Origin of the sequence: Nocardia asteroides (assembly GCF_021183625.1) — a bacterium.
In the GTDB taxonomy this organism is placed as follows: Bacteria; Actinomycetota; Actinomycetes; order Mycobacteriales; family Mycobacteriaceae; genus Nocardia; species Nocardia asteroides_A.
In genome coordinates this window covers 6,746,116-6,771,925 of the sequence record NZ_CP089214.1, presented here as the reverse complement: position 1 = coordinate 6,771,925, position 25,810 = coordinate 6,746,116, and the positions used below count along the sequence as shown (strand labels likewise).

General features: G+C 73.5%; 26 protein-coding genes and 1 tRNA gene. 14 read left to right on the top strand and 13 right to left on the bottom strand.

Translation table 11 applies throughout. The features are described from left to right. Positions 1-35: 35 nt before the first annotated feature. The 3 genes from LTT61_RS31390 (at position 36) to LTT61_RS31380 (ending at position 2,266) form a co-directional block, all read left to right on the top strand. Positions 36-992: a DUF389 domain-containing protein gene (locus tag LTT61_RS31390; RefSeq protein ID WP_233017620.1), complete on the top strand. Its 957-nt coding sequence runs from the start codon at positions 36-38 to the stop codon at positions 990-992. A gap of 72 nt (positions 993-1,064) precedes the next feature. Next, complete coding sequence (locus LTT61_RS31385) at positions 1,065-1,439, top strand: DUF2784 domain-containing protein (protein ID WP_233017619.1); 375 nt, start codon at positions 1,065-1,067, stop codon at positions 1,437-1,439. Positions 1,440-1,528: 89 nt separating this feature from the next. Then, positions 1,529-2,266 carry a sulfite exporter TauE/SafE family protein gene (locus LTT61_RS31380; RefSeq protein WP_233017618.1) on the top strand — a complete coding sequence of 246 codons (738 nt, stop codon included), beginning with the start codon at positions 1,529-1,531 and terminating at the stop codon, positions 2,264-2,266. Positions 2,267-2,269: 3 nt separating this feature from the next. On the opposite strand, the gene LTT61_RS31375 is transcribed toward LTT61_RS31380, so the two are convergent. Beyond that, on the bottom strand, positions 2,270-3,019 hold the full coding sequence (locus LTT61_RS31375; RefSeq protein WP_233017617.1) for a thioesterase II family protein: 750 nt from the start codon (positions 3,017-3,019) through the stop codon (positions 2,270-2,272). A gap of 145 nt (positions 3,020-3,164) precedes the next feature. On the opposite strand from LTT61_RS31375, the gene LTT61_RS31370 reads away from it, so the two are divergent. The 5 genes from LTT61_RS31370 to LTT61_RS31350 all read left to right on the top strand — a co-directional run bounded on the left by LTT61_RS31370 (position 3,165) and on the right by LTT61_RS31350 (position 8,060). After that, positions 3,165-3,932 (top strand): SDR family NAD(P)-dependent oxidoreductase, encoded by a 768-nt coding sequence (locus LTT61_RS31370; protein ID WP_233017616.1) that lies wholly within the window; start codon positions 3,165-3,167, stop codon positions 3,930-3,932. A 141-nt stretch (positions 3,933-4,073) separates the two neighbouring features. Beyond that, positions 4,074-5,420 carry a CoA transferase gene (locus LTT61_RS31365; protein ID WP_233021268.1) on the top strand — a complete coding sequence of 449 codons (1,347 nt, stop codon included), beginning with the start codon at positions 4,074-4,076 and terminating at the stop codon, positions 5,418-5,420. A gap of 137 nt (positions 5,421-5,557) precedes the next feature. After that, positions 5,558-6,586 (top strand): nucleoside hydrolase, encoded by a 1,029-nt coding sequence (locus tag LTT61_RS31360; RefSeq protein ID WP_233017615.1) that lies wholly within the window; start codon positions 5,558-5,560, stop codon positions 6,584-6,586. Then, a complete protein-coding gene (locus LTT61_RS31355; protein WP_233017614.1) occupies positions 6,583-7,473 on the top strand; it encodes an amidohydrolase family protein in 891 nt (296 codons plus the stop codon). Before LTT61_RS31360 ends, LTT61_RS31355 begins: the two co-directional genes overlap by 4 nt. 176 nt (positions 7,474-7,649) lie before the next feature. Then, positions 7,650-8,060 (top strand): winged helix-turn-helix transcriptional regulator, encoded by a 411-nt coding sequence (locus tag LTT61_RS31350; protein ID WP_233017613.1) that lies wholly within the window; start codon positions 7,650-7,652, stop codon positions 8,058-8,060. Positions 8,061-8,079: 19 nt separating this feature from the next. Here the strand turns inward: LTT61_RS31350 and meaB are convergent, their stop codons facing one another. The 3 genes from meaB to LTT61_RS31335 are packed head-to-tail and all read right to left on the bottom strand — an operon-like array spanning position 8,080 to position 13,228. After that, positions 8,080-9,075, bottom strand: coding sequence for a methylmalonyl Co-A mutase-associated GTPase MeaB (gene meaB, locus LTT61_RS31345; protein WP_233017612.1), 996 nt, complete (start codon positions 9,073-9,075; stop codon positions 8,080-8,082). Next, positions 9,072-11,378 (bottom strand): methylmalonyl-CoA mutase, encoded by a 2,307-nt coding sequence (scpA, locus tag LTT61_RS31340; protein WP_233017611.1) that lies wholly within the window; start codon positions 11,376-11,378, stop codon positions 9,072-9,074. Before scpA ends, meaB begins: the two co-directional genes overlap by 4 nt. Continuing rightward, positions 11,375-13,228: a methylmalonyl-CoA mutase family protein gene (locus LTT61_RS31335; protein ID WP_233017610.1), complete on the bottom strand. Its 1,854-nt coding sequence runs from the start codon at positions 13,226-13,228 to the stop codon at positions 11,375-11,377. Before LTT61_RS31335 ends, scpA begins: the two co-directional genes overlap by 4 nt. 182 nt (positions 13,229-13,410) lie before the next feature. On the opposite strand from LTT61_RS31335, the gene LTT61_RS31330 reads away from it, so the two are divergent. Next, a complete protein-coding gene (locus LTT61_RS31330) occupies positions 13,411-14,133 on the top strand; it encodes a TVP38/TMEM64 family protein (RefSeq protein WP_233017609.1) in 723 nt (240 codons plus the stop codon). On the opposite strand, the gene LTT61_RS31325 is transcribed toward LTT61_RS31330, so the two are convergent. Continuing rightward, positions 14,078-14,887, bottom strand: coding sequence for an ABC transporter permease (locus LTT61_RS31325; protein WP_233017608.1), 810 nt, complete (start codon positions 14,885-14,887; stop codon positions 14,078-14,080). The genes LTT61_RS31330 and LTT61_RS31325 overlap by 56 nt on opposite strands. Further along, positions 14,884-15,804, bottom strand: a complete 921-nt coding sequence (locus tag LTT61_RS31320) for an ATP-binding cassette domain-containing protein (RefSeq protein ID WP_332909216.1) — start codon at positions 15,802-15,804, stop codon at positions 14,884-14,886. Before LTT61_RS31320 ends, LTT61_RS31325 begins: the two co-directional genes overlap by 4 nt. Positions 15,805-15,895: 91 nt before the next feature. Between LTT61_RS31320 and LTT61_RS31315 the strand changes: the two genes are divergently transcribed. After that, on the top strand, positions 15,896-16,567 hold the full coding sequence (locus LTT61_RS31315; protein ID WP_233017606.1) for a TetR/AcrR family transcriptional regulator: 672 nt from the start codon (positions 15,896-15,898) through the stop codon (positions 16,565-16,567). Positions 16,568-16,620: 53 nt separating this feature from the next. On the opposite strand, the gene LTT61_RS31310 is transcribed toward LTT61_RS31315, so the two are convergent. The 5 genes from LTT61_RS31310 to LTT61_RS31290 form a co-directional block, all read right to left on the bottom strand. Further along, positions 16,621-18,009, bottom strand: coding sequence for a PLP-dependent cysteine synthase family protein (locus tag LTT61_RS31310; protein WP_233017605.1), 1,389 nt, complete (start codon positions 18,007-18,009; stop codon positions 16,621-16,623). 201 nt (positions 18,010-18,210) lie between these two features. Then, positions 18,211-19,170 carry a S1C family serine protease gene (locus LTT61_RS31305; RefSeq protein ID WP_233017604.1) on the bottom strand — a complete coding sequence of 320 codons (960 nt, stop codon included), beginning with the start codon at positions 19,168-19,170 and terminating at the stop codon, positions 18,211-18,213. Between the two features lie 114 nt (positions 19,171-19,284). Continuing rightward, the gene (locus LTT61_RS31300) at positions 19,285-20,211 is read right to left on the bottom strand and encodes a CorA family divalent cation transporter (protein WP_233017603.1); all 927 of its coding nucleotides are present in this window, start codon (positions 20,209-20,211) and stop codon (positions 19,285-19,287) included. A 304-nt stretch (positions 20,212-20,515) separates the two neighbouring features. Continuing rightward, positions 20,516-21,796 carry an SPFH domain-containing protein gene (locus tag LTT61_RS31295; protein WP_233017602.1) on the bottom strand — a complete coding sequence of 427 codons (1,281 nt, stop codon included), beginning with the start codon at positions 21,794-21,796 and terminating at the stop codon, positions 20,516-20,518. Beyond that, a complete protein-coding gene (locus LTT61_RS31290) occupies positions 21,796-22,227 on the bottom strand; it encodes an NfeD family protein (protein ID WP_233017601.1) in 432 nt (143 codons plus the stop codon). Before LTT61_RS31290 ends, LTT61_RS31295 begins: the two co-directional genes overlap by 1 nt. Positions 22,228-22,316: 89 nt before the next feature. Here LTT61_RS31290 and LTT61_RS31285 point away from each other — a divergent pair, with 89 nt between their 5' ends. Next, positions 22,317-23,144 carry a DUF3097 domain-containing protein gene (locus LTT61_RS31285; RefSeq protein ID WP_233017600.1) on the top strand — a complete coding sequence of 276 codons (828 nt, stop codon included), beginning with the start codon at positions 22,317-22,319 and terminating at the stop codon, positions 23,142-23,144. Between the two features lie 78 nt (positions 23,145-23,222). After that, positions 23,223-24,035, top strand: a complete 813-nt coding sequence (locus tag LTT61_RS31280) for a hypothetical protein (protein ID WP_233017599.1) — start codon at positions 23,223-23,225, stop codon at positions 24,033-24,035. 27 nt (positions 24,036-24,062) lie between these two features. Here the strand turns inward: LTT61_RS31280 and LTT61_RS31275 are convergent, their stop codons facing one another. Further along, entirely contained in the window at positions 24,063-24,686 is a 624-nt protein-coding gene (locus LTT61_RS31275; RefSeq protein WP_233017598.1) for a trimeric intracellular cation channel family protein, read from the bottom strand. Positions 24,687-24,763: 77 nt separating this feature from the next. On the opposite strand from LTT61_RS31275, the gene LTT61_RS31270 reads away from it, so the two are divergent. Further along, positions 24,764-24,840: transfer RNA gene (locus LTT61_RS31270), tRNA-Met, on the top strand. Between the two features lie 56 nt (positions 24,841-24,896). Here LTT61_RS31270 and LTT61_RS31265 read toward each other — a convergent pair. Further along, positions 24,897-25,427, bottom strand: a complete 531-nt coding sequence (locus LTT61_RS31265) for a hypothetical protein (RefSeq protein WP_233017597.1) — start codon at positions 25,425-25,427, stop codon at positions 24,897-24,899. Positions 25,428-25,449: 22 nt separating this feature from the next. Here LTT61_RS31265 and LTT61_RS31260 point away from each other — a divergent pair, with 22 nt between their 5' ends. Continuing rightward, positions 25,450-25,695, top strand: coding sequence for a hypothetical protein (locus LTT61_RS31260; RefSeq protein WP_233017596.1), 246 nt, complete (start codon positions 25,450-25,452; stop codon positions 25,693-25,695). Positions 25,696-25,810: the final 115 nt, after the last annotated feature.

Here is a 25,810-nt window from a genome sequence, read left to right as displayed (position 1 = left end):
CGGTGTGACCCTGCCGCCCGAAAGGACGCTCCGCCATGCAGCATCTCGTGCCCGCCGGCCAGCGCCGCTCGACCGAAGAGCTGTTCGACCGGCTGGATCTGTCGGTCGGCGATCGGCGGGCGAAACGCTCGGCCTTCTGGATCATGCTCACGCTCTCCGGGGTCATCGCGGTCTCCGGAGTCGCCGGGGACTCCACCGCCACCGTGATCGGCGCGATGATCGTGGCGCCGCTGTCGGTGCCGATCCTCGGCATCGGGCTCGGCATCGCCACCGGCAGCGGTGCGCTGATCCGGCGCAGCCTGATCCTGGTGACCGCGGGCGTCGCGGTGGTGGTGACGCTCGGGTTCCTCTTCGCGCAGGTGCTGCCGAATCCGGTGGACGTGCTGGCCAATTCCCAGGTGCTCGGCCGGACCTCACCCAAGCTGATGGACCTCACCGCCGCGCTGGCCACCGGCCTGGTCGGGGCGGTCGCGATCACCCGCCGCGATGTCGGGGACGTGCTGCCCGGGGTGGCGATCGCGATCTCACTGGTGCCCCCGCTCGGCGTGGTCGGGGTGTGCCTCGGCTCCGACGCGCCCGGTCTCGCGCTGGGGGCGTTCGTGCTGTTCGCCTCGAACGTGCTCGCCCTGGTCGTCACCAGCACCGGGGTGCTGGTGCTGGCCGGATACGCGGAACGAACCGAGGCCGGGCGCGGGCGCGCCTACCTGGTGCTGGCCGCGACGCTGCTCGTGGTCGCGATCCCGCTGGTGCTCAACTCGCTCTCCACGCTGTGGGCGGGGCAGATCGCCGACGCGGCCGACGTGTGGCTCGACGACACCGACGGCGCCCAGGTCACCGGCGTCACCGTCGACGGCCACACCGCCACCATCTCCGTCCTCGGACCTCAGCAGTTGCCCGACACCGCCGCACTGCGCCGCGCCGTCATCGATCTGGTGCCCTGGGATCCGCAGGTGGTCATCGTGCACACTGTCGGCTCGCGTACCTCTCGATGAGGCGCGAACCCGCGCGATCGAACACGTAGAAATGCTCATGGCACACGGGAGGGCCGCGCGTAGGCTCGTTTCATGCTGTTTCGCCTGCTCGCCGACGGCACGATGGTCGCGCACTACGCCTTCGTGGCGTACGTCGTGGCCGGCGGATTCCTCGCTTGGCGCCGGCCGCGCACGATCTGGCTGCACATCGCGGCGGTCGGGTGGGGGTTCGGCGGGATTCTGATCGGCTACGACTGCCCGCTGACCGCACTGGAGAGCTGGGCGAGGGAGCGCGGCGGGGAGGCTCCGCTGCCGGACAGCGGGTTCATCGCGCACTACCTGACCGGGGTGCTGTATCCGGAGAGCGCGCTCACGCTGGTCCAGGTCGGCGCGGCGACGCTGGTGCTCGGCTCGTGGGCCGGGGTGGTGGTGCTGCGCAGGCGCGTAACGCCGATGGCCGCCGCGTGACGTAGTCCACATCGGTGGACCGGGCGGTCCGGATACCGGGACGCCCGTCGATAGGCTCCCGCCATGATCCTGCGCCCGGGACGGACCCGTTGAGTCTGCTCACCATCGGGCTGGTGGTGGTCGCCGGGTTCTTCGCCGGACTGATCGGCTACGTCACCGGCATCGCCTCGCTGGTCTCCTACCCCGCGCTGCTCGCCGCGGGGCTCCCGCCCGTCGCCGCCAACGTCACCAATACCGTCGCCATGGTCGCTGTAGGACTCGGCTCGACGGCCAACTCCGGCTCGGCGCTGCAGGAGGACAAGCGCACTTTGATCCGGTACGCGATCTGCGCGGCGGTGGGTGGCGCGATCGGTGCCGGATTGCTGCTCTGCACCCCGGCCGCCGCCTTCGAGCTCGCCGTCCCGTTCCTGATCGTGGCGGCCTCGCTGAGCCTGCTGCTGCAACCGAAGCTGCGCGAGCTGGCCGGTGACCGGACGTTCCCGCGCGCCTACCCCATCGGCATCGTGTTGATCTCGATCTACGGCGGCTACTTCGGTGCGGGAGCCGGGGTGATGATCCTGGCGCTTGTCCTGGTCGCCACCGCCTCCGACATCTGGCGTGCGAGCATCATGAAGAGCTACCTGCTCGGTATCGCGAATCTGCTGGCGGCGCTGGGTTTCGCGCTGCTCGGGCCGGTGCACTGGGGAGCGGCGGCCGCGATGGCGGTCGGCGCGTTCGCGGGCGGCTGGTGCGGCCCGGCGGTGGTGAAGGTGCTGCCGGCGCGGCCGCTGCGCTGGGTGATCGCGCTGTGCGGATTCGGGCTGGCGATCTGGCTCATTCCGCGGTGACGATCAGCGCAGCCGGGAGGAGATCGCGGCCGCCACGTCGGTCACCGCGGCATCCAGGTAGAAGTGCCCGCCGGGGAAGACGATCCGCTCGAACGGCCCGGAGGTGTGCTCGCGCCAGCCGTCGGCCTGCTCCGGGGTCGTGGTCGGGTCGGCGTCGGAGACCAGGGCGAACACCGGGCAGCGCAGCGGCTCGCCCGGCTCGTACCGGTAGGTCTCGACGGCTCGGTAGTCGGCGCGCACCGCGGGCAGCACCAGCTCGGCCAGGCCGGGATCCGCGCGCAGCACGGCGACCGAGGCGGGGTCGTCGGCCAGCCGCTCCAGGTCGGCGATCAGCGCCGAATCGGGGGCCTCGTGCAGCGCGCCGGGCTCCACGTAGCGGGGGTCGGGTCTGCCGGAGACGAACAGCACCGTCGGCCCGCGCCCGGCGGCGCTCAGCCTGCGCGCGGTCTCGAAGGCGACGGTGGCGCCCATGCTGTGCCCGAACAGCGCGACGCCCGGCTCGATCGGCAGCCGGATCAGATCCCCGGCGACGGCGTCGGCCATGGCGGCGATGCTCTCCACCTGCGGCTCGCCGAAGCGGTCCTGCCTGCCGGGGTACTGCACCGCGGCCACCGTCGTGCCGGGCGCGAGCGCACCGGCCAGCTCACGGAAGGCGGACGCGGAGCCGCCACCCGGGGGAAAGCACAGCAGGTTGCGGGCCGCGGCCGGCTCTGCCCGCAGAATCCGCAGCCACGCGGTCGCCTCGAGGGTCACGGGGGTGAAGCTACCCGACCGCGCCGACATCCTCGCCGCCGCCGGAGACTGGGTCCCGGGTTCCCCCGAGCCGATTAGCGGCGCGTCCGCCCGGCCCATGCTGTACACCTGTGCGGAATACCGTCCACACAGAACGGGGAACGACATGACCCAGCGGGTGAGCATCGTGATCGGCGGTGCGTCCGGGATCGGGCTGGCCACCGTGCGCAGGCTGCACGCCGACGGCGAGACCGTGGTGATCGCCGATCGCAACGCGGAGGGCGCGAAGGAGTACGCGGCCGAGCTCGGCGTCGAGGCGCTGCCGGTCGAGGTCACCGACGAGGCGAGTGTCAGCGCGCTGATCACGACGGTCTCCGAGCGGCACGGCGGCATCGACACCGTGGTGGACTGCGCGGGCATCTCCCGGCCCGGCGCGCTCACCGACCTGTCCGCCGAGGACTGGCGCGCCACCGTCGACGTCTGCCTGACCGGCTCTTTCCTCGTGGTCAAGCACGCGGCGCCCGCGCTGCGGCCGGGCGGCTCGATCGTGCTCATCGCCTCGCTGAACGCCACCCAGCCGGGCGTCGCCATGGGCGCCTACTGCGCGGCCAAGGCGGGCGTCGCCATGCTCACCGAGGTGGCGGCGCTGGAGCTCGGGCCGCGCGGCATCCGGGTGAACGCCATCTCCCCCGGTTTCGTGCCGACCCCGCTCACCGAGGGCGCGGCGCTGGTACCCGGCCTGGTCGAGGATTTCGTGGCCAACACCCCGCTCGGCCGCGCGGGCAGCCCGGAGGACATCGCGGCGGCCGTCGCCTTCGTCGCCTCGCCCGCGGCGGGCTGGATGACCGGCTCGAACATCGCGCTCGACGGCGGCGCGCACACCCAGCGCTACCCCGACATCCTCAAGCACATCGCGGCGCTCGCGGAGGGCTGAGCCGGGCCGGGATGAACCTTTCCCGCCCACCCGGGTTCGCGGCCGAGACACGGCCCACTCCACCGCGACACGGCGCCGATCACTGTGGAACGATGGGCCCTCGTGAGTCACGAGCACGTCGCAGAGGGGGGTTCCGTGCCGGTGAACACGCACGACCCGCTGGTCCATGCCTACGAGACCGGGATCGGGATCGCACCCTCCGGCGCCACAGCCGCCGTCCAGGCGGGTAACCACCTCGCCGCGACGCTACCGGTCTGGACGTTGGCCGCCGGCTCGCTGACCGCCGTGACCGCCGCCGCCAACCGCCTGCGCGCGGTGCGCGGGCTGCCCGCCACCCCGATCACGCTGGACCCGGCGCGGGTGAGCACCGCCTTCGCCTCCGATCACGTGCTGCGGCTGGCGGGCGAGCCGGTGAGCGCCTTCGGCGACCTCTCCGGCTTCTTCCCGACCTTCGACGGCTGGATCCGCACGCACGCGAACTACCCGCACCACCGGGCCGCGCTGCTCTCCGCGCTCGGGCTGCCCGCCGACGCGAGCACCGACCTCGCCATCACCCACCTGGCCATGAACCGGGCGAGCGACCTGGAGGACCGGGCCGCCGAGCACGGCGCCATCGTGGTCCGGGTGCGCACCGAGGAGGAGTGGGCGCAGAGCGAGCAGGGGCGCGCCGCCGCCACCGGGCCGCTGGTCGCCATGGATCGCCGCACCGACATCGGCGGTGACCGGGTCGGGCTCGGCACCGACCCGGTGCGCCCGCTGCACGGCCTGCGGGTGCTCGATCTGACCCGGGTGATCGCGGGCCCGGTCGCGACGAGGACGCTGGCGCTGCTCGGCGCCGACGTGCTCCGCCTCGACCCGCCGAAGCTGCCGGAGATCCCGCTGCAGTTCGCCGACACCTGCCAGGGCAAGCGCTCCGCGCTGCTCGATCTGATCACCGACCTCGACCGCTTCCACGAGCTGCTCGCCGAGGCCGACGTGCTGGTCACCGGGTACCGGCCGGGCGCGCTGGAGTTCGCCGGGATCGACCCGTCGGTGCGGCCGGGGCTGATCCACGCCAGGGTGAGCGCGTGGGGCGAGAGCGGCCCGTGGGGGCAGCGCCGCGGCTTCGACTCCATCGTGCAGGCGGCGGCCGGAATCTCGGTGCTGGAGGGTGCCGAGGTCGCGCCCGGCACGCTGCCCGCGCAGGCGCTCGACCACGCCACCGGCTACCTGCTGGCGGCGGGCGTGCTGGACGCGCTCGCGCTGCGCACCGTCGACGGCTCCGGCCGGGAGGTGCGCGCCGCGCTGGCCCGCACCGCCTCCTGGCTGCTCGCCGCGCCGGACCGCACCCCGCGGCACCCGGCCGCCACCCCGGCCGCCGCCGAACTCACCATCACCGGCGGCGGCGCGACCACCGCGCGGCCCGCCTTCGCCGAGTACCCCGAGTACCCGTGGCCCGCGCCGAAGTACGGGTCGTCGCCGCTGGAGTGGGCGGTCGCGCTGCGCTGAGCCGCGGTTGTCCGGCCGGTCCGCGCGCCGGCGGTTCCGGCGCGGCGGCAATGTCCGCGCGGCGGTCGTCTCCGGCGTGGCGGCTGCCGGGGCGACGACCGCGAAGGCGGGTACGACCATCCGGCTAGGCTCGCCACGTGCGGATTCTGCTCGACGTCGACACCGGTATCGATGATTCACTGGCGCTGCTCTACCTGCTGGCCTCGCCGGAGGCCGAGATCGTCGGCATCGCGTCCACGGCGGGCAATGTGCCCGCCGCCCGGGTCGCCGCGAACAACCTGGCCTGGCTCGACGTGTGCCGGGCGCCGGAGATCGAGGTCGCGCTCGGCGCCGCCGCCCCGCTGGCGACCCCGCTGCGCACCACCGAGGACACGCACGGCCCGCACGGCGTCGGCTACGCCGAGCTGCCCCCGGCCACCCGCGCGCTCTCCCCGCGCAGCGCCGCCGAGCTCTGGGTGGACACCGTCCGCGCGAACCCCGGCGAGATCACCGGCCTCTGCACCGGCCCGCTCACCAACCTGGCGCTGGCACTGCGCGCCGAGCCCGCGCTCCCCCGGCTGCTGCGCCGCCTGGTGATCATGGGCGGCGCCTTCAACCACCCGGGCAACACCACCCCGACCGCCGAGTGGAACATCCACGTCGACCCGGAGGCGGCCGCCGAGGTCTTCGACGCCTTCTCGGGTGCGCCGCAACGGCCGCTGGTCTGCGGGCTCGACATCACCGAGAGCATCGAGATGCTGCCGCACCACCTCGCCCGGCTCGCCGAGCGGGCGGGCAGCACCCCGGTCGAGACCGTCGGCCCGGACGATCCGATCGCCTTCCGCAGCGCGACCTCGAACCCCATCGTCCGGCACCTGACCGACGCCGTCCGGTTCTACTTCGACTTCCACCGCTCCTACGACCTCGGCTACCTGGCGCACATGCACGACCCGTTCGCCGCCGCCGTCACCCTGGATCCCGCGCTCGCCGTCACCCGCCCCGCGACCGTCGCCGTGGAGCTGAACGGGGCGTTGACCCGCGGGACGACCGTCGCCGACTGGGCGGGCATGTGGGGCCGGGAACCGAATGCCGACATCGTGGTCGGCACCGACCCCGACGGGTTCTTCACCCGGCTCGTCGAGCGGGTCGGCGACTTCGCCGCGACCGTGTACCGGGAGGAATCATGACCGAGGCCGATCGGCTCGCCGCGCTTCGCGAGCGTCTCGGGATCCCCGGGATCGTGGACGTGCACACGCACTTCATGCCGCACAACGTGATGCGCAAGGTGTGGGCCTACTTCGACCAGGTCGGGCCGCTGACCGGGCAGGAGTGGCCGATCACCTATCGGGCGGGCGAGGCGGAGCGGCTCGCCACCCTGCGCTCGTTCGGCGTGCGCGCCTTCACCTCGCTGGTGTATCCGCACAAGCCGGAGATGGCCGCCTGGCTCAATGCCTGGACCGCCGAGTTCGCCGCCGCCACCCCCGACTGCCTGCACACCGCGACCTGCTACCCCGAGCCCGAGGCGAAAACCTATGTCGCCGAGGCGATCGAGGCCGGGGCGCGGGTCTTCAAGGTGCACGTCCAGGTCGGCGCCTTCGCCCCCGACGATCCGCTGCTCGACCCGGTCTGGGGCATTCTCTCCGACGCCCGCGTACCCGTGGTGATCCACTGCGGCTCCGGCCCCGCGCCCGGCGAGTTCACCGGCCCCGGCCGGATCGCCGACGTCCTGCGCCGCTTCCCTCGATTGCCGCTGATCATCGCGCACATGGGCACCCCCGAGTACACCGAGTTCCTCGATCTCGCATCGCAGTACGAAGACGTCCGGCTGGACACCACCATGGTCTGGACCGATTTCAGCGAGGCGAACGCGCCGTTCCCGCGCTCCGAGTACGGGCGGGTCCGCGATCTCGGCGACCGAATCCTCTTCGGCAGCGACTTCCCGAACATCCCCTACCCGTACTCGCACGCCGTCGAGGTGCTGGAGCGGCTCGAACTCGGGGACGCATGGGTGCGGAACGTGCTGCACGACAACGCCGCCCAGCTCTTCGGTATCGACCGACCTGTGCGAGACTGAAAGGTCGGCGACCACCTCGTCGGCGCCGCCGGTCCGGCGGAACCGCCCCCTTGCGGCTCCACCGTCCCGGCTGCCGCGACCATGGCGAGCCCGGCTCCCCCGCCCCCGCCGAGCCCTTCGCACGGCCGCAGAACGATCATGGCCGGGAAATCCGGCGTCCGACAGGAGGCACTTTCGTGACGGCAACGCACACCGAGGTAACCGACCAGGCCGCCGGCGCCGAGGCGCAGGGGCCCTGTGGTGGTGATCACTGTGGCATCAAGGAGGTATTGGAGCGGCTCGGCGACAAGTGGAGCCTGCTCGTCCTGGTCGAGCTGCACTCCGGGCCGCGCCGCTTCAACGAGCTACAGCGCGCGATCCCCGGCATCTCGCAGCGCATGCTCACCGTGAGCACCCGGAACCTGCTGCGCGACGGCATGATCAGCCGCAAGGTCTTCCCCACGACACCGCCGCAGGTCGAGTACGCGCTCGCCCCGCTCGGCGACAGCCTCGCCGTGCACATTCGGGGCATCGCCGACTGGGCGCGCACGAACAATGCCTACATCGAGCAGTGCCGCGCCGAATTCGACGCGCGGAACAGCGCCTAGCTCCGGGCTCGGCGGGGCGCTACGCCCCGTCGAAGGCCCGGACGAGTTGTTCGGCGGCGAGGGCGGCGGTGAGAGTTCCCTCGCGCACCTGCTTTTCGACGTCCCCGCGGACCGCCTTGACCGACGGATTGTCGGCGAGGCGGCGCAGCAGCTGGTCGTGGACCATCGTCCAGGTCCAGTCGACCTGCTGCCGCCGCCGCTTCTCGGCGAACTCGCCCGCGTCGGTGAGCACCCGCCGGTGCTCGAGGACGGTGTCCCAGAACTTGTCGAGCCCGAGCCCCTCGAGCCCGCTCATGGTGAGCACCGGCGGCTTCCAGAGCGCGTCGTGCGGGTGGATCAAACGCAGTGCCCCGGCGAGTTCGCGGGCGGCCCCCTTGGCCTCGAGCTCGTGCTTACCGTCGGCCTTGTTGACCGCGACCAGGTCGGCGAGCTCGAGCACGCCCTTCTTGATGCCCTGCAGCTGGTCGCCGGTGCGGGCGAGGGTGAGGAAGCAGAAGACGTCGACCATGTTGGCGACGGTCACCTCGGACTGGCCGACGCCGACGGTCTCCACCAGGATCACGTCGTAGCCCGCGGCTTCCAGCAGCACGATGGTCTCGCGGGTGGCCTTGGCGACGCCGCCGAGGGTGCCCGCGGTCGGCGAGGGGCGGATGAAGGCGTCGGCTTCCAGGGAGAGCCGGGCCATGCGGGTCTTGTCGCCGAGGATCGAGCCGCCGGTGCGGGTGGAGGAGGGGTCGACGGCGAGGACGGCGACCCTGTGTCCCTTGCGGATCAGGTCCATGCCGAGCGCGTCGATGAAGGTCGACTTGCCGACGCCGGGCACGCCGGTGATACCGACCCGGTTGGAGGCCGCGACCTCGCCCTCGGGGGTCAGCCGGAGCAGGAGTTCCTGCGCTCTGTCCCGGTGATCGGAGCGGGTGGATTCGACCAGGGTGATGGCGCGCGCCAGCGCGGCCCGCTCACCCGAGCGGACCGCGTCGGCCATCGCGTCCACGTCGATGACGCGCGCGCTCATCCGGCGGTCGCGCTCCCCGGCTCGTCCTGCGGCGCGGCGGGCTCGGCGACCGCACCGCCGAGGTCGTGGCCGAGCGCCGCGGCGAGCTTGCGGAGCAGGTCGATCGCGGCGTCGGCGATGACGGTGCCGGGCGGGAAGATCGCCGCTGCGCCCGCCGCGTAGAGCTCGTCGAAGTCACCGGGCGGGATGACGCCGCCGACGATGACCATGATGTCGGGGCGCCCGACATCGGCCAGTGCCTGCCGCAGCGCGGGCACCAGCGTGAGGTGCCCCGCCGCCAGCGAGGAGACCCCGACGACGTGCACGTCGTTGTCGGCCGCCTGGCGCGCCACCTCCTCGGGGGTCTGGAAGAGCGGGCCCACGTCGACGTCGAAGCCGAGGTCGGCGAAGGCGGTGGCGATCACCTTCTGGCCGCGGTCGTGCCCGTCCTGGCCCATCTTGGCGACGAGGATGCGCGGGCGGCGCCCCTCGGCCTCCGCGAACTCCTCGACCAGCTCGATCGCGCTGCTGATGTTGGTGACCTTTCCGGCTTCGTCGCGGTACACCCCGGAGAGCGTCCTGATCTCGGCCTGGTGCCTGCCGTAGACCTTCTCCAGCGCGTCGGAGATCTCGCCGACGGTGGCCTTGGCGCGCGCGGCGTCGATCGCCAGCGCGAGCAGGTTGTTCTCCATGCCGCCCGCGGACGAGGCGGCGGCGCGGGTGAGCTCGGCCAGTGCGCGCTCGACGGCATCGGAATCCCGATCGGCGCGCAGCGCGCGCAGCTTCTCGATCTGCTCGGCGCGCACCCGGGAGTTCTCCACCTTGAGGACCTCGACCTGCTGGTCCTCTTCGACCTGGTACTTGTTCACGCCGATCACCGGCTGCTGGCCGGTGTCGATGCGGGCCTGGGTGCGGGCCGCGGCCTCCTCGATGCGCAGCTTCGGGATGCCCTCGCCGATCGCCTGCGCCATGCCGCCGTGCGCCTCCACCTCGGCGATGTGCGCGCGGGCGCGGTTCGCGAGCTGGTGGGTGAGCCACTCGACGTAGTACGAGCCGCCCCACGGGTCGATCGGGCGGGTGGTGTTCGACTCCTGCTGGATCAGCAGCTGGGTGTTGCGGGCGATCCGGGCGGAGAAGTCGGTGGGCAGCGCCAGCGCCTCGTCGAGCGCGTTGGTGTGCAGCGACTGGGTGTGGCCCTGGGTGGCGGCCATCGCCTCGATGCAGGTGCGCGCGACATTGTTGTAGGCGTCCTGCGCGGTGAGCGACCAGCCCGAGGTCTGCGAATGGGTGCGCAGCGAGAGCGATTTCGCGCTCTTCGGCTCGAACTTCGCGACCAGCTCGCTCCAGAGCAGCCGCCCGGCGCGCAGCTTCGCGACCTCCATGAAGAAGTTCATGCCGATGGCCCAGAAGAAGGAGAGCCGGGGCGCGAACTCGTCGACCTTCATACCCGCCGCGATCCCGGCCCGGAGGTACTCCACGCCGTCGGCGAGGGTGTAGGCCAGCTCCAGGTCGGCGGTGGCCCCGGCCTCCTGGATGTGGTAGCCGGAGATGGAGATCGAGTTGAACTTCGGCATCTTCGCGCTGGTGAAGGCGAAGATGTCGGAGATGATCCGCATCGAGGGCTTGGGCGGGTAGATGTAGGTGTTACGGACCATGAACTCCTTCAGAATGTCGTTCTGAATGGTTCCGGCCAGCTGCTCCGGCGCGACGCCCTGCTCCTCGGCGGCGACCACGTAGAGCGCGAGGATCGGCAGCACCGCGCCGTTCATCGTCATCGAGACCGAGACCTGGTCCAGCGGGATGTGGTCGAAGAGCTGGCGCATGTCCAGGATCGAGTCGATCGCCACGCCCGCCATGCCGACGTCGCCCTGCACCCGCGGGTGGTCGGAGTCGTAGCCGCGGTGCGTGGCCAGGTCGAAGGCGACCGAGAGCCCCTTCTGCCCGGACTGCAGGTTGCGCCGGTAGAAGGCGTTGGAGTCGGCGGCGGTGGAGAAGCCGGCGTACTGCCGGATGGTCCACGGCTGGTTCACGTACATGGTCGGGTACGGGCCGCGCAGGAACGGCTGCACGCCGGGCACGCTGTCCAGCGGGTAGCCCTCGGCGGCGGCGGCGTCGCGGTCGGCCTTGGTGAAGACCGGCGGCACGTCGATGCCCTCGGGGGTGACCCAGGTCAGCTGCTCGGGGGCGTAGCCGGTGGCGGCCGCCGCCTCCGCGACGAACTCCGAGACCGCCTCCGGGCCGACGGCGGCAGGCTCCGGGGCGTGCTCGTGCAGCGGCACGTCGGCGAAGCTGCCGATCACGTGCTCGATCTCACCGGTCGTCATGCTCCCACCTTCTCCAGCAGGCCGGACAGCGCCGCCACCGCATCGATCTTCGCGGCCAGGTAGCCGTCGGGCTGATCCTCGACCCCGGCAACGGCTTTCGCCGAACCGGCCAGTAGCACCGTCCGCACGCCCGCCTGTTTCAGCGCCCGCACCGCCGCGCCCGCCTGCTCGGCGTAGCGCGCGTCCGAGCCGCAGAGCACCGCGATGCTCGCGCCGGACTCCGTCGCGGCGGCGGCGATGCCGTCGAGCTCGAGCGGCCCGGGGTTCACCGACTCGATCCCGCCGGAGGCCAGCAGGTTCGCGATGAAGGTCACCCGGACGTTGTGCTCGGCGACCCGGCCCAGCGGCACCAGCAGCGCCCGCGGCCGGGCGCCGTTGGCGGCCAGGTACACATCGGAGCGGTCGCGCAGCGCCTCGAAGGCGGCGCCGTAGCGGGCCACCCGGCCGGGCTCGCGGGCCTGCTCGGAGAGCGCGGCCTCGGCCAGGTTCGGGAACTCGTTCACGCCGGTCACGGCGAGGCGCCGGTGCGCGATGTCGGCCGCGCGGGCCGCCCCGGTGGCGCCGATCCGCTCGGCGAGCAGCCCGGCGGCCAGCGCCGCCCGGTACCCGCCCGCGGCCTCGATCTCGCGCATGAACGCCCAGGCGGCCTCGGCCAGCTGCGCGGTGTGGTCCTCGATGTACCAGGAGCCGGCGCCGGGGTCGTGCACGTGGCCCAGGTGCGACTCCTCCAGCAGCAGCAGCTGGGTGTTGCGCGCCATCCGGTCGGCGAAGTTCTGCGAGACGCCGAGCTCGCCCGCCGGCAGCGCGGAGTCGAAGGGAAGGACGGTGACGGTGTCCGCGCCGCCGACGCCCGCGCCGAAGGCGGCGAGCGTGGTGCGCAGCAGGTTCACCCAGGGGTCGCGCCGGGCCATCATGGCCGCGGAGGTGACCGCGTGCTGCGGCGCGCCGCCGAAACCGGGGGCGCCGCTGACGTGCGCGACCCTGGCCCAGAGCGTGCGCCCGGCGCGGAACTTGGCGATGGTGGCGAACTGGTCGTCGGTGGCGGCGAGCCGGAACTCCAGCTGCCCGAGCGCGTCCGCGATATCGGTGCCCGCGGCGGTGAGCGCGCGCAGGTACTCCAGCCCGGCGGCGACCGCGGCGCCGAGCTCCTGCGCCTCGGAGGCGCCCGCGTCGTGGAAGGCGGTGCCGTCGACGGTGATCGCGCGGACGGTCTCGGGGCGGGCGGCGGCGGTGCGGGCGAGCGCGACCGCGTCGTCCAGGGTGACCCCGGTGATCCCGGCGAACTCGTCGGTGAGCGGGGAGGCGGCGAGCGCGACCCGGATGGCGGTGCGCTCCGCGGCCCGATATCCGTCCAGCGCCGCGAACAGCGCCTCGGACGCGGCACCGACCTCGGCGCCCGCGTCCAGCGTGATCGGGGCGAGGTCGAAGAGCAGGCCGTTCAGCGCGGCGCCGAGCTCGGCCACCGGCACGCCGTGTGCGCCCACGCTCAGCCAGAGCGCGGAGAGGCCGTTCTCCAGCCCGGCCAGGATCCGGCGGTTCGCGGCGGCGGGGTCGGCGTCCTGGACGCGGCCCGAGACGAACCACCCGCGGTGCACGTCGCGGCGGGCGTCGACGCCGCGGACGAACGGGAACGTCCCCGGCAGTGGCGGTTCCGGACGCTCGTCGCGCCGGGTGTAGAGCGGGGCGACCGCGAGACCGTCGTAGGTGGTCTCGGTCAGCAGCGTCTCCGGCTCGTCCGGCAGCTCGGCGGCGTCGACCTTGCGCGCCTTCGCCAGCACCCCCGCCACACCCTTGCGCCACGCGGCGTACTCCGGCACCGGCTCGGTGGCCGGATCTGAAGCAATCGGCATCGCTGCTCTTCTCTCTCCCCTCGCCGGAACGGCACCGCGCGTGCACCGCCCCGAACCGGGTGTTCGCCCAGCTCAGCGGGGTCTCCGGTTAACGAGGATTCGTCTGTCGTCACTTCGATGCTAGCGGCCGCCTCCCGGCCGCCGACCCAGACCCGGCACTACCAACGGGTAACCTCGCCCGGGTGATCCAGCTCATCCGCTCCCCCCGCGCCCTGGCGCTGCTCGCCGCGGTGCTCGTGGTCTGCGCGGCCGCGGTGCTCGCGCCGCTGCCCGGCCCGGCCCGGGTGCAGGAGTGGGCGGACTCGGTGGGCCCGATCTTCCCGCTGGTCTTCTTCGCGCTCTACGCGCTGGTCACCATCGCGCCGGTGCCGCGGACGGTGCTCACGGTGAGCTGCGGGGTGCTCTTCGGGGTCGGGCTCGGGCTCACCGTCGCGCTGGCCGCGACCACGGCGAGCGCCGCGCTCGCGCTGCTGCTGGTCCGCAGGCTGGACGGGCGCCGGGTGGCGGCGCGGCTCACGCACCCCGCGGTGCGCGCGGTGGACGAGCGGCTGCGCCGCCGCGGCTGGCTGGCGGTGTGGTCGCTGCGGATGATCTCGTTCGCGCCGTTCTCGGTGGTGAACTACTGCTGCGCGCTCTCCTCGATCCGCTTCTGGCCGTACCTGGTCGCGACGGTGCTCGGCTCGCTGCCCGGCACCGCCGCGACCGTGATCCTGGCGGATGCGCTGGTCGGCGGGACCTCGCCGGAGATGATCGCGGTCTCGGTGGGGTGCCTGCTGATGGGGGTGGCCGGGCTGGTGCTGGACAGCCGCTGGCAGCCGGGAGACGCGGCCGCCAGCGAGGACTCGGCCGTCAGCGCGGGCTCGCGCCCGAGTAGCGCCGCACCGCTGCCGGGACCGCGAGGCTGAGCAGCGCGGCGATCCAGATCGCGCTCGCCGCGATCGGGTGCCGGAGCGGCAGGCTCGCGTCGGCGGCGGGGGCCGCGTCGGCGAGCAGCAGTCGCAGCGCCGCGACCACCGCGCTCACCGGGTTCCACTCCGCGACGGCCGCGAGCACCGTCGGCATGGTGGCGGTCGGCACGAAGACGTTCGAGAACATGATGGTGCCGAAGATCAGCGGCGCCGTCTGCTGGAGCACCTGCTCGTCCCGGATCGTGGCGCCGAGCGCGACGCCGAGCCAGGCCAGCGCGAACCGGAAGCCGATCAGCAGCAGCACGGCGAGCGCGATCTCGCCCGGCGCCGCGGTGATCCGCCAGCCGGAGAGGAACCCGACCACGGCCATCACGCCGAGCGCGAGGATGCCGATCAGCGTCTCCGCCACCGCGATTCCGGCCGGGGCGGCGATCGGGGCGAGCGGCAGCGCGCGGATTCGGTCGGTGAGCCCGCTGCGCAGGTCGGCGGCGGCGGTGACGGCGGTGGCGATCACGCCGGTGGCGGCGACCAGGACCAGGATGCCAGGAGTCAGGTAGGAGCGGTAGGCGACGACGTCCTGCCCGGCGGCGAGCGCGCCGCCGAAGACGAATCCGAACAGCAGCATCATCCCCGCGGGGGCGGCCAGCGTGATGGCGGGCAGCGCCGGGTTGTTGCGGTGGTTCGTGAGCACGCGCCGGACCAGGACCCGGGTGGCGCTACCCGCCGCAGTGGTGCGGTCGGGGGCGGTCATGCGGCCCGCCTGGCGGTGAGCGCCAGGAAGGCGTCGTCCAGGGTGCCGGTGCGGCGGCCGATGTCGCGCACCTCGATCCCGGCGGCGTCCAGGGCGCGGACCACGGTGGGCAGCGCGGGCGCGGCGGCGTCGAAGAGCCAGGTCGCGGCTTGTCGCGGCACCGGCGTGCCGCCGAGCGCCGCCATGACCTCGGCCGCGGCCGGGCGCTGGTCGTCGGGGACGGCCACCTCCAGCCGGACGCCGACGGTCCGCGCGATCTCGGCGGGCGAACCGGTGGCGACGACGCGCCCGGCGTCCAGGATGGTGACGGCGTCGGCGAGCCGCTCGGCCTCGTCCAGGTACTGCGTGGTGAGCAGCACGGTGCTGCCCGCCGCCACCGCCTCGGCGAGGTAGCGGTGGATGTCGTCGCGGCTGTGCGGGTCGAGGCCGGTGGTCGGCTCGTCCAGGAAGAGCACCTCGGGGCGGACGACGGTGCCCGCCAGGATGTCGAGGCGGCGCCGCATCCCGCCGGAGTAGGTGCGCACCAGGCGGTCTCCGGCGTCGGCGAGGTCGAAGCGGGCGAGCAGGTCGTCCGCGCGGCGGCGCGCCGCGGCCGCGGCGAGGCCATTGAGCCGGGCGAACATCACCAGGTTCTGCCGTCCGGTCGACATCGGGTCGACGGCGTGGAACTGCCCGACCAGCCCGATCCGCTGCCGCACCGCGCGCGCCGCGGTCACGGTGTCGTGGCCGAGCACCCTGGCGCGCCCGCCGGAGGGGCGGAGCAGGGTGGCGAGCACGCGCACGGTGGTGGTCTTCCCGGAGCCGTTCGGCCCGAGCAGCGCGTGCACGGTGCCCTCGGGCACCAGCAGATCGATGCCGTCGACGACGGCGCGGGCCCCGTATCGCACTCGGAGCGCTTCGGTTTCGATGGCGGACACCACAACCCCTCGTTCGGGAACAACGTTCGCAGTTGACGGTACCCGACCGCGTACGTCGTTCGCAATTACCGGCTCGAGGCATTCTGGTCCGATGTCATCCGCGAACTCACCGTGGCTGCGGGCCGAGCAGGTGCGGCCGGGGCCGAGGCCGGCGCACACCCTGGACGACATCGCCGCCGCCTGCGTGCGGATCGCCGACGAGTCCGGGCTGGCGGCGGTGGCCATGCGCCGGGTGGCCGAGCGGCTCGGCACCGCGGCCGCCTCGCTGTACCGCTACGTCGACGGCAAAGACGACCTGTTCGCGCTCATGGTCGACCACGTGGCGGCCGAGTACGAGCTGGCGCCGCTCACCGGCGACGTGCGCGCGGACGTGCTCGCGGTGGCCGAGCAGGCGCGGGCGCTGCACCGCAGGCACCCCTGGGTGCAGCGGGTGATCCCGTCCGCGCTCGGCCCGAACTCGCTGCGCTACCTGGACCACCTGGCGGGCGCGCTCGGCCCGGCCGGGCTGGACGGCACCACCGTCATGGTCGGGATCGCCCAGCTCACCGGCTGGATCAGCACCTTCGCGGCGCAGGAGGGGGCGGGTGCGGTCGGCGGGCAGGATCCCGCCGCGCTGCTCGCCCTGGTGGCGCGGGGGGATTACCCGCACCTGGCCGCGCTCTTCGCCGGCCCGCCCGCGCCCGGCGGCTCGTTCGACGCCGATGCCGCCTTCCGGGCCGGGATCGACGCACTGCTCTTCGGGATCGCCGGGAAGGGTCGGTAGACGCGGCGCGGAAACCCGCTGGCCTCAGCCGATCAGCGCCGCACCGCGAACCCTCACCCCGCACGCAACCGTGCCAGCTCCGCCTCGCCGAGCACCGCGACGGCCCGCCCCTCGTGCACCAGCAGCACCGGGCCGTCGCCCGCGCGCTCCAGCGCGGTAGCGGCCGGTTCGGTACTGCCGAGCAGCGGCAGCGGCGGTTCCAGGTACGTGGCAACGGGTTCCGCGTCGTCGACACCCGCGAGCGCGGCGGCCCGCACACTGCCCTGCACCTCGGCCGCCACCGGATCACCCGGGGTGACCCGGTGCAGCACCACCGGCAGTACCGGAGCGGAACCGAGCAGCGCCCGCGCCGCGCCGGCCGTCGCCTTGGAGCCGATCACCCGCGCCATCCCGGACACGTCGACCCGATCCGCCACCGACGGCTCGCTCAACGCCCCCACCAGCGGAAATCCGAAGCGCCCCAGCCACTCGTCGTCGAAGTACTTGGACAGGTAGGCCCGCCCGGAGTCCGGCGCGATCACCACCACCACGTCGTCGGGGCCCAGATCGCGCGCCACCCGCAGCGCGGCCGCGACCGACGTGCCGGACGACCCGCCGAGCAGCAGCCCCTCCTCCCGGGCGAGCCGGTGCAGCAGCGAGATCGCCTCCACGTCGCCGACCCGCTCGATGCGCGCCACCACCTCCGGGTGGTACGACTCGGGCCAGAGGTCCTCCTCGGTGTCGGGGTGCAGGAAGTGCCCCACCGACTCCACGTACCAGGCGCGCCCGTCGCCGCCGCCGTAGACCGAGGTGGTCGGGTCGGCGCCGATCACCGTCACCCGGCCCGCCGAGATCTCACGCAGGTACTCCCCCGCTCCGGTGATGGTGCCGCCGGTGCCGACCCCGGCCACGTAGTGCGTGACCCTGCCCTCGGTCTGCGCCCAGATCTCCGGGCCGGTGGTGGTGCGGTGCGCCTCCGGATTCGCCGGGTTGTCGTACTGCCCGGCGAACCAGGCGCCGGGCGTCTCGTCGGCGAGCTTCAGCGCGATGCTGCGGATGTGCTCGGGGTGGCCGACCGGCCGTCCGCCCGGGGTCACGTGCACCTCGGCGCCGTAGGCGCGCAGCAGCGCGACCTTCTCCCGGCTCGACTTGTCCGGGACGACCACGATGGTCCGGTAGCCGCGCGCCGCCGCGATGGCGACCAGCCCGATGCCGGTGTTGCCCGAGGTCGCCTCGACCACGACGCCGCCGGGCCGGAGCGCGCCGGACGCCTCGGCGGCGTCGATCATGCCGCGCGCGGCCCGGTCCTTCACGCTGCCGCCGGGGTTCAGGTACTCCAGTTTCACGTAGACCGTGGCGGTGATGCCCTCGGTAACCCGGTTCAGCCGGACCAGCGGGGTGTTGCCGATGGCGGCGTCCACCGATTCGTACACCCCGGCGCCGCGCGGGCTGATCGCGGTCACCCGAGGGCCTTCCCGGCCTCGCCGAGGTGCGCGGGGAGCTCCCGGCCCGACCGCGGATATTCGTTCCGAGCCATCGATTCGCCCTTCCCACACCGGAATGCGATCCCGGACGCACGCGGGGTCGCCCCGCCGGAATCGCGATGGGGACCAGCTTGGCACCGGCCGCCGCGGCCGGAAAGCCTTCGGGTCACCCCGATCGGATCAGGCGGGCAGCCACTCCGGCGGAGTGACGTCCACGGTGACCGGCGCGCCCGCCCGCAGCAGCGTCACCGCCAGCGTGACCTCGATCGCCTCGGCGAAGAGCAGCCGCTGCAGCTCCCGCGCCCCGGTGAGCACCGTCTCGCCCGCGCACAGCAGCAGGTCGCCGCGCTGGAGCCCGGCCCGGTCGGCGGGGCCGCCGCGCACCACCGCGGTGACCCGCGCCCCGGCCGCCTGCCCGGCCACCTGCCGCAGCTCGGGCGGGACCGGCGCGGCCGCGACCACGACGCCGAGGTAGGCGCGGCGCACCAGGCCATCGGCGAGCAGGGTGTCGAGCACCCGGCGGGCGACCGCGCCGATCGGCACCGCGAGCCCGCCGATTCCGGCGGCCGCGGTGAGCACGCCGATCACCCGGCCCGCGGTGTCGGCGAGCGGCCCGCCCGCGGCGTGCGGTTCGCAGCGCACGTCGGTGTGCAGCACCTGCTCCACCAGCCGCCCGGCCCGCCGGGAGAGCACCGGCACGGCGCGGTCGACGGCGCCGACCACGCCCGCGCTCACCGCGCCGCCCGGCCCGGCCGGGTCAGCCAGCGCCACCACCAGCCTGCCGAGGGTGAGCGCGTCGGCGTCGCCGAGCCGGGCGGGGGCCGGCCCGCCGCCGCGGGCGCGCAGCACCGCGATGTCGCTGAGCGGGTCGCTGCCGACCACGTCCGCGACAGCGACGGTGCCGTCGGCGAAGCGCACGTCGGTGCTCTCCGCGGGGCCGATCAGGTGCGCGCTGGTGAGCAGGTGCCCGTCGTCGGTGCAGACCACCGCCGATCCCGCCGAGCGCCGGGTGGCGACCCCGGCGACGGCGGGAAGCACGGTGTCGGTGACCGCGCCGACCGCGCGCGAGTAGGCGTCCTGCACCGGCTCGCCCACCCGCGCGGGCTCCGGCAGTTCCTCGGGTCCGAACTCACGCGACACCGCGCACCACCCCCGCCGACCGGCCGAACAGATCACCGTCCAGCTTGCACCGATCGGCCGCCCGCCACGCCGAAAATACCGGCTACACGGCGTGTTTCCGGCTGCCGCCGCCGGTCAGCGGTTGCGGCGCGCCACGATCGCCAGCGCGACGGCGACCGCGAGCATGCTGAGCGGGACGGTCGCGAGCACCACGTGCTGCCAGGACAGCTCCGGCATCCAGCTCGCATCGATGCCGTAGAGCGCGGCGATCAGGATCGGCGGCAGCAGTACCGCGGAGAGCACCGCCGAGGCCTTCACGATCCTGGTGTGCTCGGCGTCGAGCCGGGTGCGCAGCGACTGCTGCAGGTAGCCGACCCGGTCGTGCTCGAACCCCGCCTGCTGCGCGACCCCGTCGACGTCGTCGAGCAGGTCGTCCAGCAGCGGCCGCAGCCCGGTGCTGCGGCCGGTGGCCTCGGCCCGCAACTGCCTGGCGGCGCGCGCCAGCCGCACCTGGGCGCGGCGGGCCCGGGAGAGCGTCTCCTCGGCGGCGCCGATCCGGGCCATGAGCTCGCGCACCGCGGTGGGGGCGATCTCCCGGCCGTAGTGCACCCCGCCGGGGCCGTCGATATCGTCGCGCAGCGCGTCGAGCAGCGCGCCGCCGTGCTCGACCACCTGCTCGGCGGCATCGTTCATGGCCCAGAGCAGCGTGTACATGACGCCGTGCGCGGAGGCGGTCAGCTCGGCGCGCCTGCGCATCTCGACGATGGCGGCGTCGAACGGCGGGAAGTGCTCGCGCGGCTGCAGCGTCACCAGGAACTCGCGCCCGAGCGCGAACACCACGCTGCCGGGCTGCACCCGGCCCGCGCACAGGTAGTCCAGCGCGACCGGGACGTAGAGGAAGTCCTCGGTGGCCCAGATCCGCTCCCCCGCCTCGGCGAAGTCGACGCCGAGGCGTTCGCGGAGCACGGCGGCGGTGTCGTGGTCGCCCGCGGGCAGCGGGATCCAGTGTTTCTGCAGAACCTCGGTGTCGAAGCGGACGGGGGAGACGGCGGAAACGGCCACGGCGCCCTACCCTCCGTGCGAGACTGCTGCTGCCACCGCGCGGAGAACGATTGCGCGCGGGCACTTCTCGGCAGTCGGGTGGATCGTGGTCATGGCGAGCCCTTCCGGTGCGTGAGCGAGGATTCCCGGAGCGCACCCGACTTCCGCGCACGAGCTCCGGGGGTGGGCGCGACGTGCGCCGCCGACCATTAGAGAACCCGCCGTGCCCGTTCGTCAATCGCGCAGGCGGATGTTCCCCTGCACGTCACCGGGGCGAAAACCGGAGCGGGACGAGACCGATCGGTCTCGTCCCGCTGCGGAGCTGCTACTGGAAGGTGCCCGGCGGCTGCCACGGCTTGCCGTGCGGGTCGTCCGCCCGGTGCGCGGGCGGACGCTGCTGCTCGGCGGGCGGCTCCGGCTGCTGCTGGGCCGAGGGGAACGCCTGCTGCGGCGGGACGGCGGGCGGTTGCGGCGCGGGCGCACGCCTGCCGGTCCCGGTCGGCGGGGAGGTGTCGACCGGGGTGCGCGCGGTCTCCTCGGCGGCGCGCACCGCCTGCGCGATGGCCGGGTCGGGCGCGGTGTCGAACCAGTCGGCCACCTCGTCGTCGCCGTCCTCCGGGCGGCTCTGCTCGACGTCGGCGGTGGGCGGCTCGTAGCGGAAGACGCCGTCGTCGCCCTGGCTGCCGAAGCTCTTCGCGAAGCCCTCCAGCGCCTTGCCGAAATCGCTCGGCACCAGCCACACCTTGTTCGCGTCGCCCTTGGCGACCAGCGGAAGCGTCTGCATGTACTGGTAGGCGAGCAGCTCCGGGGTCGGCTTGCCCGACTTGATCGCGGCGAACACCTTCTCGATCGCCTTCGCCTGGCCCTGCGCCTGCAGGTAGGCGGCGGCGCGCTCGCCCTGGGCGCGCAGGATGCGGCTCTGCCGCTCGCCCTCGGCGGAGAGGATGTTGGACTGCTTGCCGCCCTCGGCGGCCAGGATCTGCGCCTGCTTGGCGCCCTCGGCGGTCTTGATCTGCGATTCCCGCGTGCCCTCCGCGGTCAGGATCATGGCCCGCTTCTCGCGGTCCGCCTTCATCTGCTTCTCCATCGACTCCTGGATCGACGGCGGCGGGTCGATGGCCTTGAGCTCGACCCTGGCGACCCGGAGCCCCCAGCGGCCGGTGGCCTCGTCCAGCACTCCGCGCAGCTGGTTGTTGATCTCGTCGCGGGAGGTCAGCGTCTCCTCCAGGGTCATCCCGCCGACCACGTTGCGCAGCGTGGTGACGGTGAGCTGCTCGACCGCGGCGATGTAGTTGCTGATCTCGTAGACCGCCGCCTGCGGGCTGGTGACCTGGAAGTACACCACCGAGTCGATCTGCAGCGTCAGGTTGTCCTGGGTGATCACCGGCTGCGGCGGGAAGGAGACCACCCGCTCGCGCAGGTCGACCTTGGCGCGCACCCGGTCCGCGAACGGGACCAGGAAGGTCAGCTGCCCGGAGACGGTGCGCGAGTAGCGGCCGAGCCGCTCGATGACCGCGGCCTCGGCCTGCGGCACCAGCGCGATCGACTTGAACACCACCACGACGACCAGCAGGACGAGGACGGCGGCGACGATCAGTACAGCCATTACGGCCCCTTCCAGACGACGGCGGTCGCGCCGTCGATCTTCATCACGTACACGCTCGAACCCTCTTCGTAGGTGTCGTCCGGATTCAGCGGGCGCGCGGTCCACACCTCGCCGTCGATCTTGACCCGACCGGCGTGCTCGGCCACCCGCTGCAGCACCAGCGCGGTCTTGCCGGGCAGCGCGTCCACATTGGTGGCGATCGGCGGCGGCGTGCCGAACCTGCGGCGCAGCACCGGGCGCACGCCGGCGAAGAGCACCAGCGTGATCGCGGCGAAGACCAGCGCGTCGACCACCAGCGAGGTGTCCAGCGTCGCGCTCACCCCCGCCGTGCCGAGCGCGGCCAGCCCCAGCGTGAGCAGGGTCAGCTCCCCGGTGAAGATCTCCGCCGCCGCGAGCAGGATTCCCGCGACCAGCCAGACGATTGCGGCCACGCCCCAACTCTAGCCGCCGGGACCGGCGTTCCGGGTCGTAGCGCGCGGCGCGACCGGAACGGGCGCACCGCGGGGTAGTTTCGGGAGCCGTGAGTGGGCGCGACAACTACGGCGGCGACATCTTCTCCGGGCACTCCGGGGCGAAGCGGCGGGCGGTGCCTGAGGTCGCCGCGGAGCGCGATCTGGTGGTGGAGGACGCGGCGAGCGGATTCTGCGGTGCCGTCGTCGGATTCGACCGCAGCTACGACGGCGAGTTCGTGAAGCTGGAGGACCGGCGCGGCGCGGTCCGGCTGTTCGCGCTGCGCGCGGCGGCGTTCCTGCTCGACGGCGAGCCGGTCACCCTGGTCCGCCCGGCCGCGGCGCCGCCCGCCGCGGCGACCCGCTCGGCCTCCGGCTCCACCCGGGTGGCCGGGCTGCGCGCCAGGGTCGCGCGCGGCAGCCGGATCTGGGTCGAGGGCGTGCACGACGCGGCGCTGGTGGAGCGGGTCTGGGGCCACGACCTCCGGGTCGAGGGCGTGGTGGTCGAGCACCTGGAGGGGCTGGACAACCTGGCCGCCCGGCTCGCCGAGTTCGAGCCCGGCCCCGGCCGCCGGGTCGGGGTGCTGGTCGACCACCTGATCACCGGGACCAAGGAGGACCGGCTCACCCAGGGGCTCGGGCCGTACGTGCTGGTCACCGGGCATCCCTACGTCGACGTGTGGGAGGCGGTGAAGCCCTCCGCGCTCGGCATCGCGGAGTGGCCGCGGGTGCCGCGCGGCGAGGACTGGAAGACCGGCGTCTGCACCCGGTTGCGGTGGGGTTCGCCACAGGACGGCTGGCGGCGCGTGCAGGCCGGGGTCGACAGCTTCCGGGACCTGGAATCGCCGCTGATCGGCGCTGTGGAGCGGCTGATCGACTTCGTCACCGAACCGGAGTGACCCCGGGGTGATCCGGTCGCGCCGGTGCCGCCGTCGACGTCGCCCGCCGCTCGCGGACAGCCTCTATGCTCGAATGTCATGTGCTCCCCCAGTGCCACGCTGACGGTCTGGGCCGGCTCCTGGCTGGCCGGCTGCAGCGCACCCGACGACGTCCTCGAGGCGCTGCAGGCCTGGTCGCCGACGCACACCATCGCTGCGGGCGACCCGGTGACCGGCGGCCGCACCGACCTGCCCTGGTCCGCGCACGGCAATGCCGGCGCCGGAATCATGGCGCTGCTCAAGGTGATCCGCGAGGCGATGGCCGAGCCGGGCGCCCGCATGCGGCTGGTCCTTCCGGTCCCCGGTGACCTGCGCGGCCTCCCGCCGGGGACCGCCTTCGCCGCGGACGCGCTGGAGGCCGAGGAGGGGCTGCTGATCGGGGTGCCCGGCGGCGACGGCACCGGGCTGATCCCGCACTGGACCGACGAGGGCACCCTGCAGTGGACCGTCTACAGCGCGCCGGTGCGCCCGGAGCACGGCCAGGACATGTCGCTCGGCGAGGCCGAGTACGCGATGCGCGAGGCCGTCCGGGACGCCGCCGACGCGCTGCAGCAACTGCACACCACCGCCATGGGCGGCGGCTCCGGTGACCCGCGCGAGCTGATCGAGGCCGAGCTCGCCGACTACTCCAGGCACGACTACCCGGACTCGGTTCCGCTGCGCGCCAGGCGAATCCTGGACACCGCCGACCATGTCGCCGCCATTCTCACCGTCGCGCAGCGGGAGCCGGCCTCGCGCCCGACCTCGGCGGGCTCGATGGGCGCGCAGGAGACGCTGCTGCGCCCGCTCTGGGACGCCATCCGCGCCGCCAGGCTGGTCGCCGTGCACGCCGCGGCGGCCCGCTCCGCCTGACCCCCGCGAAACCGGGCGGCGGCCCGCTCACCCCCGGAGCCGGGGCCGGGGCGCGGTCGGCAGCCGCCAGCCGAAGAGCAGGCCGAGCAGCCGCAGCCCGGTCGCCGCCACCGCGCCGGTGACCAGCCACACCGCCTGCGCGACATCGGTGTAGGTGCCGCCGAGCGCCACGATCGCCGCGCCGAGCAACGCGGGGACGGCGTAGAGATCCGCCGGCTGCAGCAGCAGCGGGATCTCGCGGACGACCACGTCCCGCAGGATGCCGCCGCCCACCGCCGTGAGCAGCCCGACCAGCGTGGCCGCCGACGGGCTGCTGTGCAGGTCGAGCGCGATGGCCGCACCGGTCGCCGCGAACAGCCCCATCCCGACGGCGTCCAGGACCAGGACGGTCCGGCGCAGCGCGGTGAAGGCGGGGTGGAAGAAGAAGACGGCCAGCGCCGCGACCGAGGCGATGCCGATCGGCACCCAGTCCTGCACCGCCGTCGGCGGTACCCGGCCGAGCAGCACGTCGCGCAGGATGCCGCCGCCCACCCCGGTCAGCACGCCGACCGTGACGATGCCCCACAGATCGAGGTCCTTGCGCACCCCGACCAGGGCGCCCGAGGCGGCGAAGACGGCGATTCCCGCGCCGTTCAGGATTTCCGGCAGCACAGCAGCATCCTGCCGCACCCGCGCGCATCGAGGCGATTTCGCATCTCGGCGGGCGGTGTGTAAGGTAATGAATGCAACGCGGGGTGGAGCAGCTCGGTAGCTCGCTGGGCTCATAACCCAGAGGTCGCAGGTTCAAATCCTGTCCCCGCTACCACGGTTCAGGCCAGAGAGATTTCGGTCTCTCTGGCCTGAGCCATTTCCGCCGGGCGCTCAGCACGCGGTGAAGTACCGCTCCAGCATCTCCGGCGCGCCGTCGGTCTTCGCCTGGGTCCAGCACCGGTTGTGCGGGAAGATCACGTAGGTGGTCCAGCCCGCGGCCGCGCGCCGTACGATGCGCTGGCTGTCGCCGGGCACTTCCCACGCGATGACCGCCCAGGTGCCGTCGCATTCGCGCACCGTCGCGGTCGCGTTCCGCTGATAGTCGGCGAGGTCGAGGTCCCCGGCGATGCTCCGCGGGTCGCAATCCGACGTCGGCGCGGGATTCTGGAAACGCAACGAGCCGGTGACCGATTCGCCGTCCGTCGTCACGAAGAGCGTGTGCATGCCCTCCGGCACGGGGTCGGAGCCGGGCGGCGGAGTCATGCCGAAGTGATAGCAGCCCACCGGCACCGGGAACGCGCTCCGCCCGTCGGCGTCGGTGCTGCCCGTCCAGTGCCCGACCTCCGGAATCCCCTCCGGCAACTCCCGCGAAGCGGGATCACACGGTGCGTAGCGGGCGAGGCGCACCGGAACGTTCGGCACCGCGACACCTCCGACGGTGGCGGTGCGCAGCACGACCGTGCCGGATCCGGTGCTCGACGCGGGTTCGGTGGCCGGTGTCTCCGGGTCGGCGGGGGCCGGTAGCGAAGTCGGCGATGCCGGTGCGGCGATGCTCGAGCGCGGCGCCGGCGCGCCGGTGGACGAGTCGGAGCGGGACGCCTCCGGTTGCGCCGTACTCGTCCCGCCGCCCTCGCACGCGGCGACCGCCGCGACCGCGCAGATGATGAAAGCCGTGTGGATGAATCGCTGAAGTCGCACTGTCTCCCCCTGGTGCCGTGTTCGACCGACGCCTGTATATCGCCTGTTCGCGCACGGTATTAACGGGTGAGGAGCCCCGTGTTTCGATGGCTTGCGCCAGGCGCCGC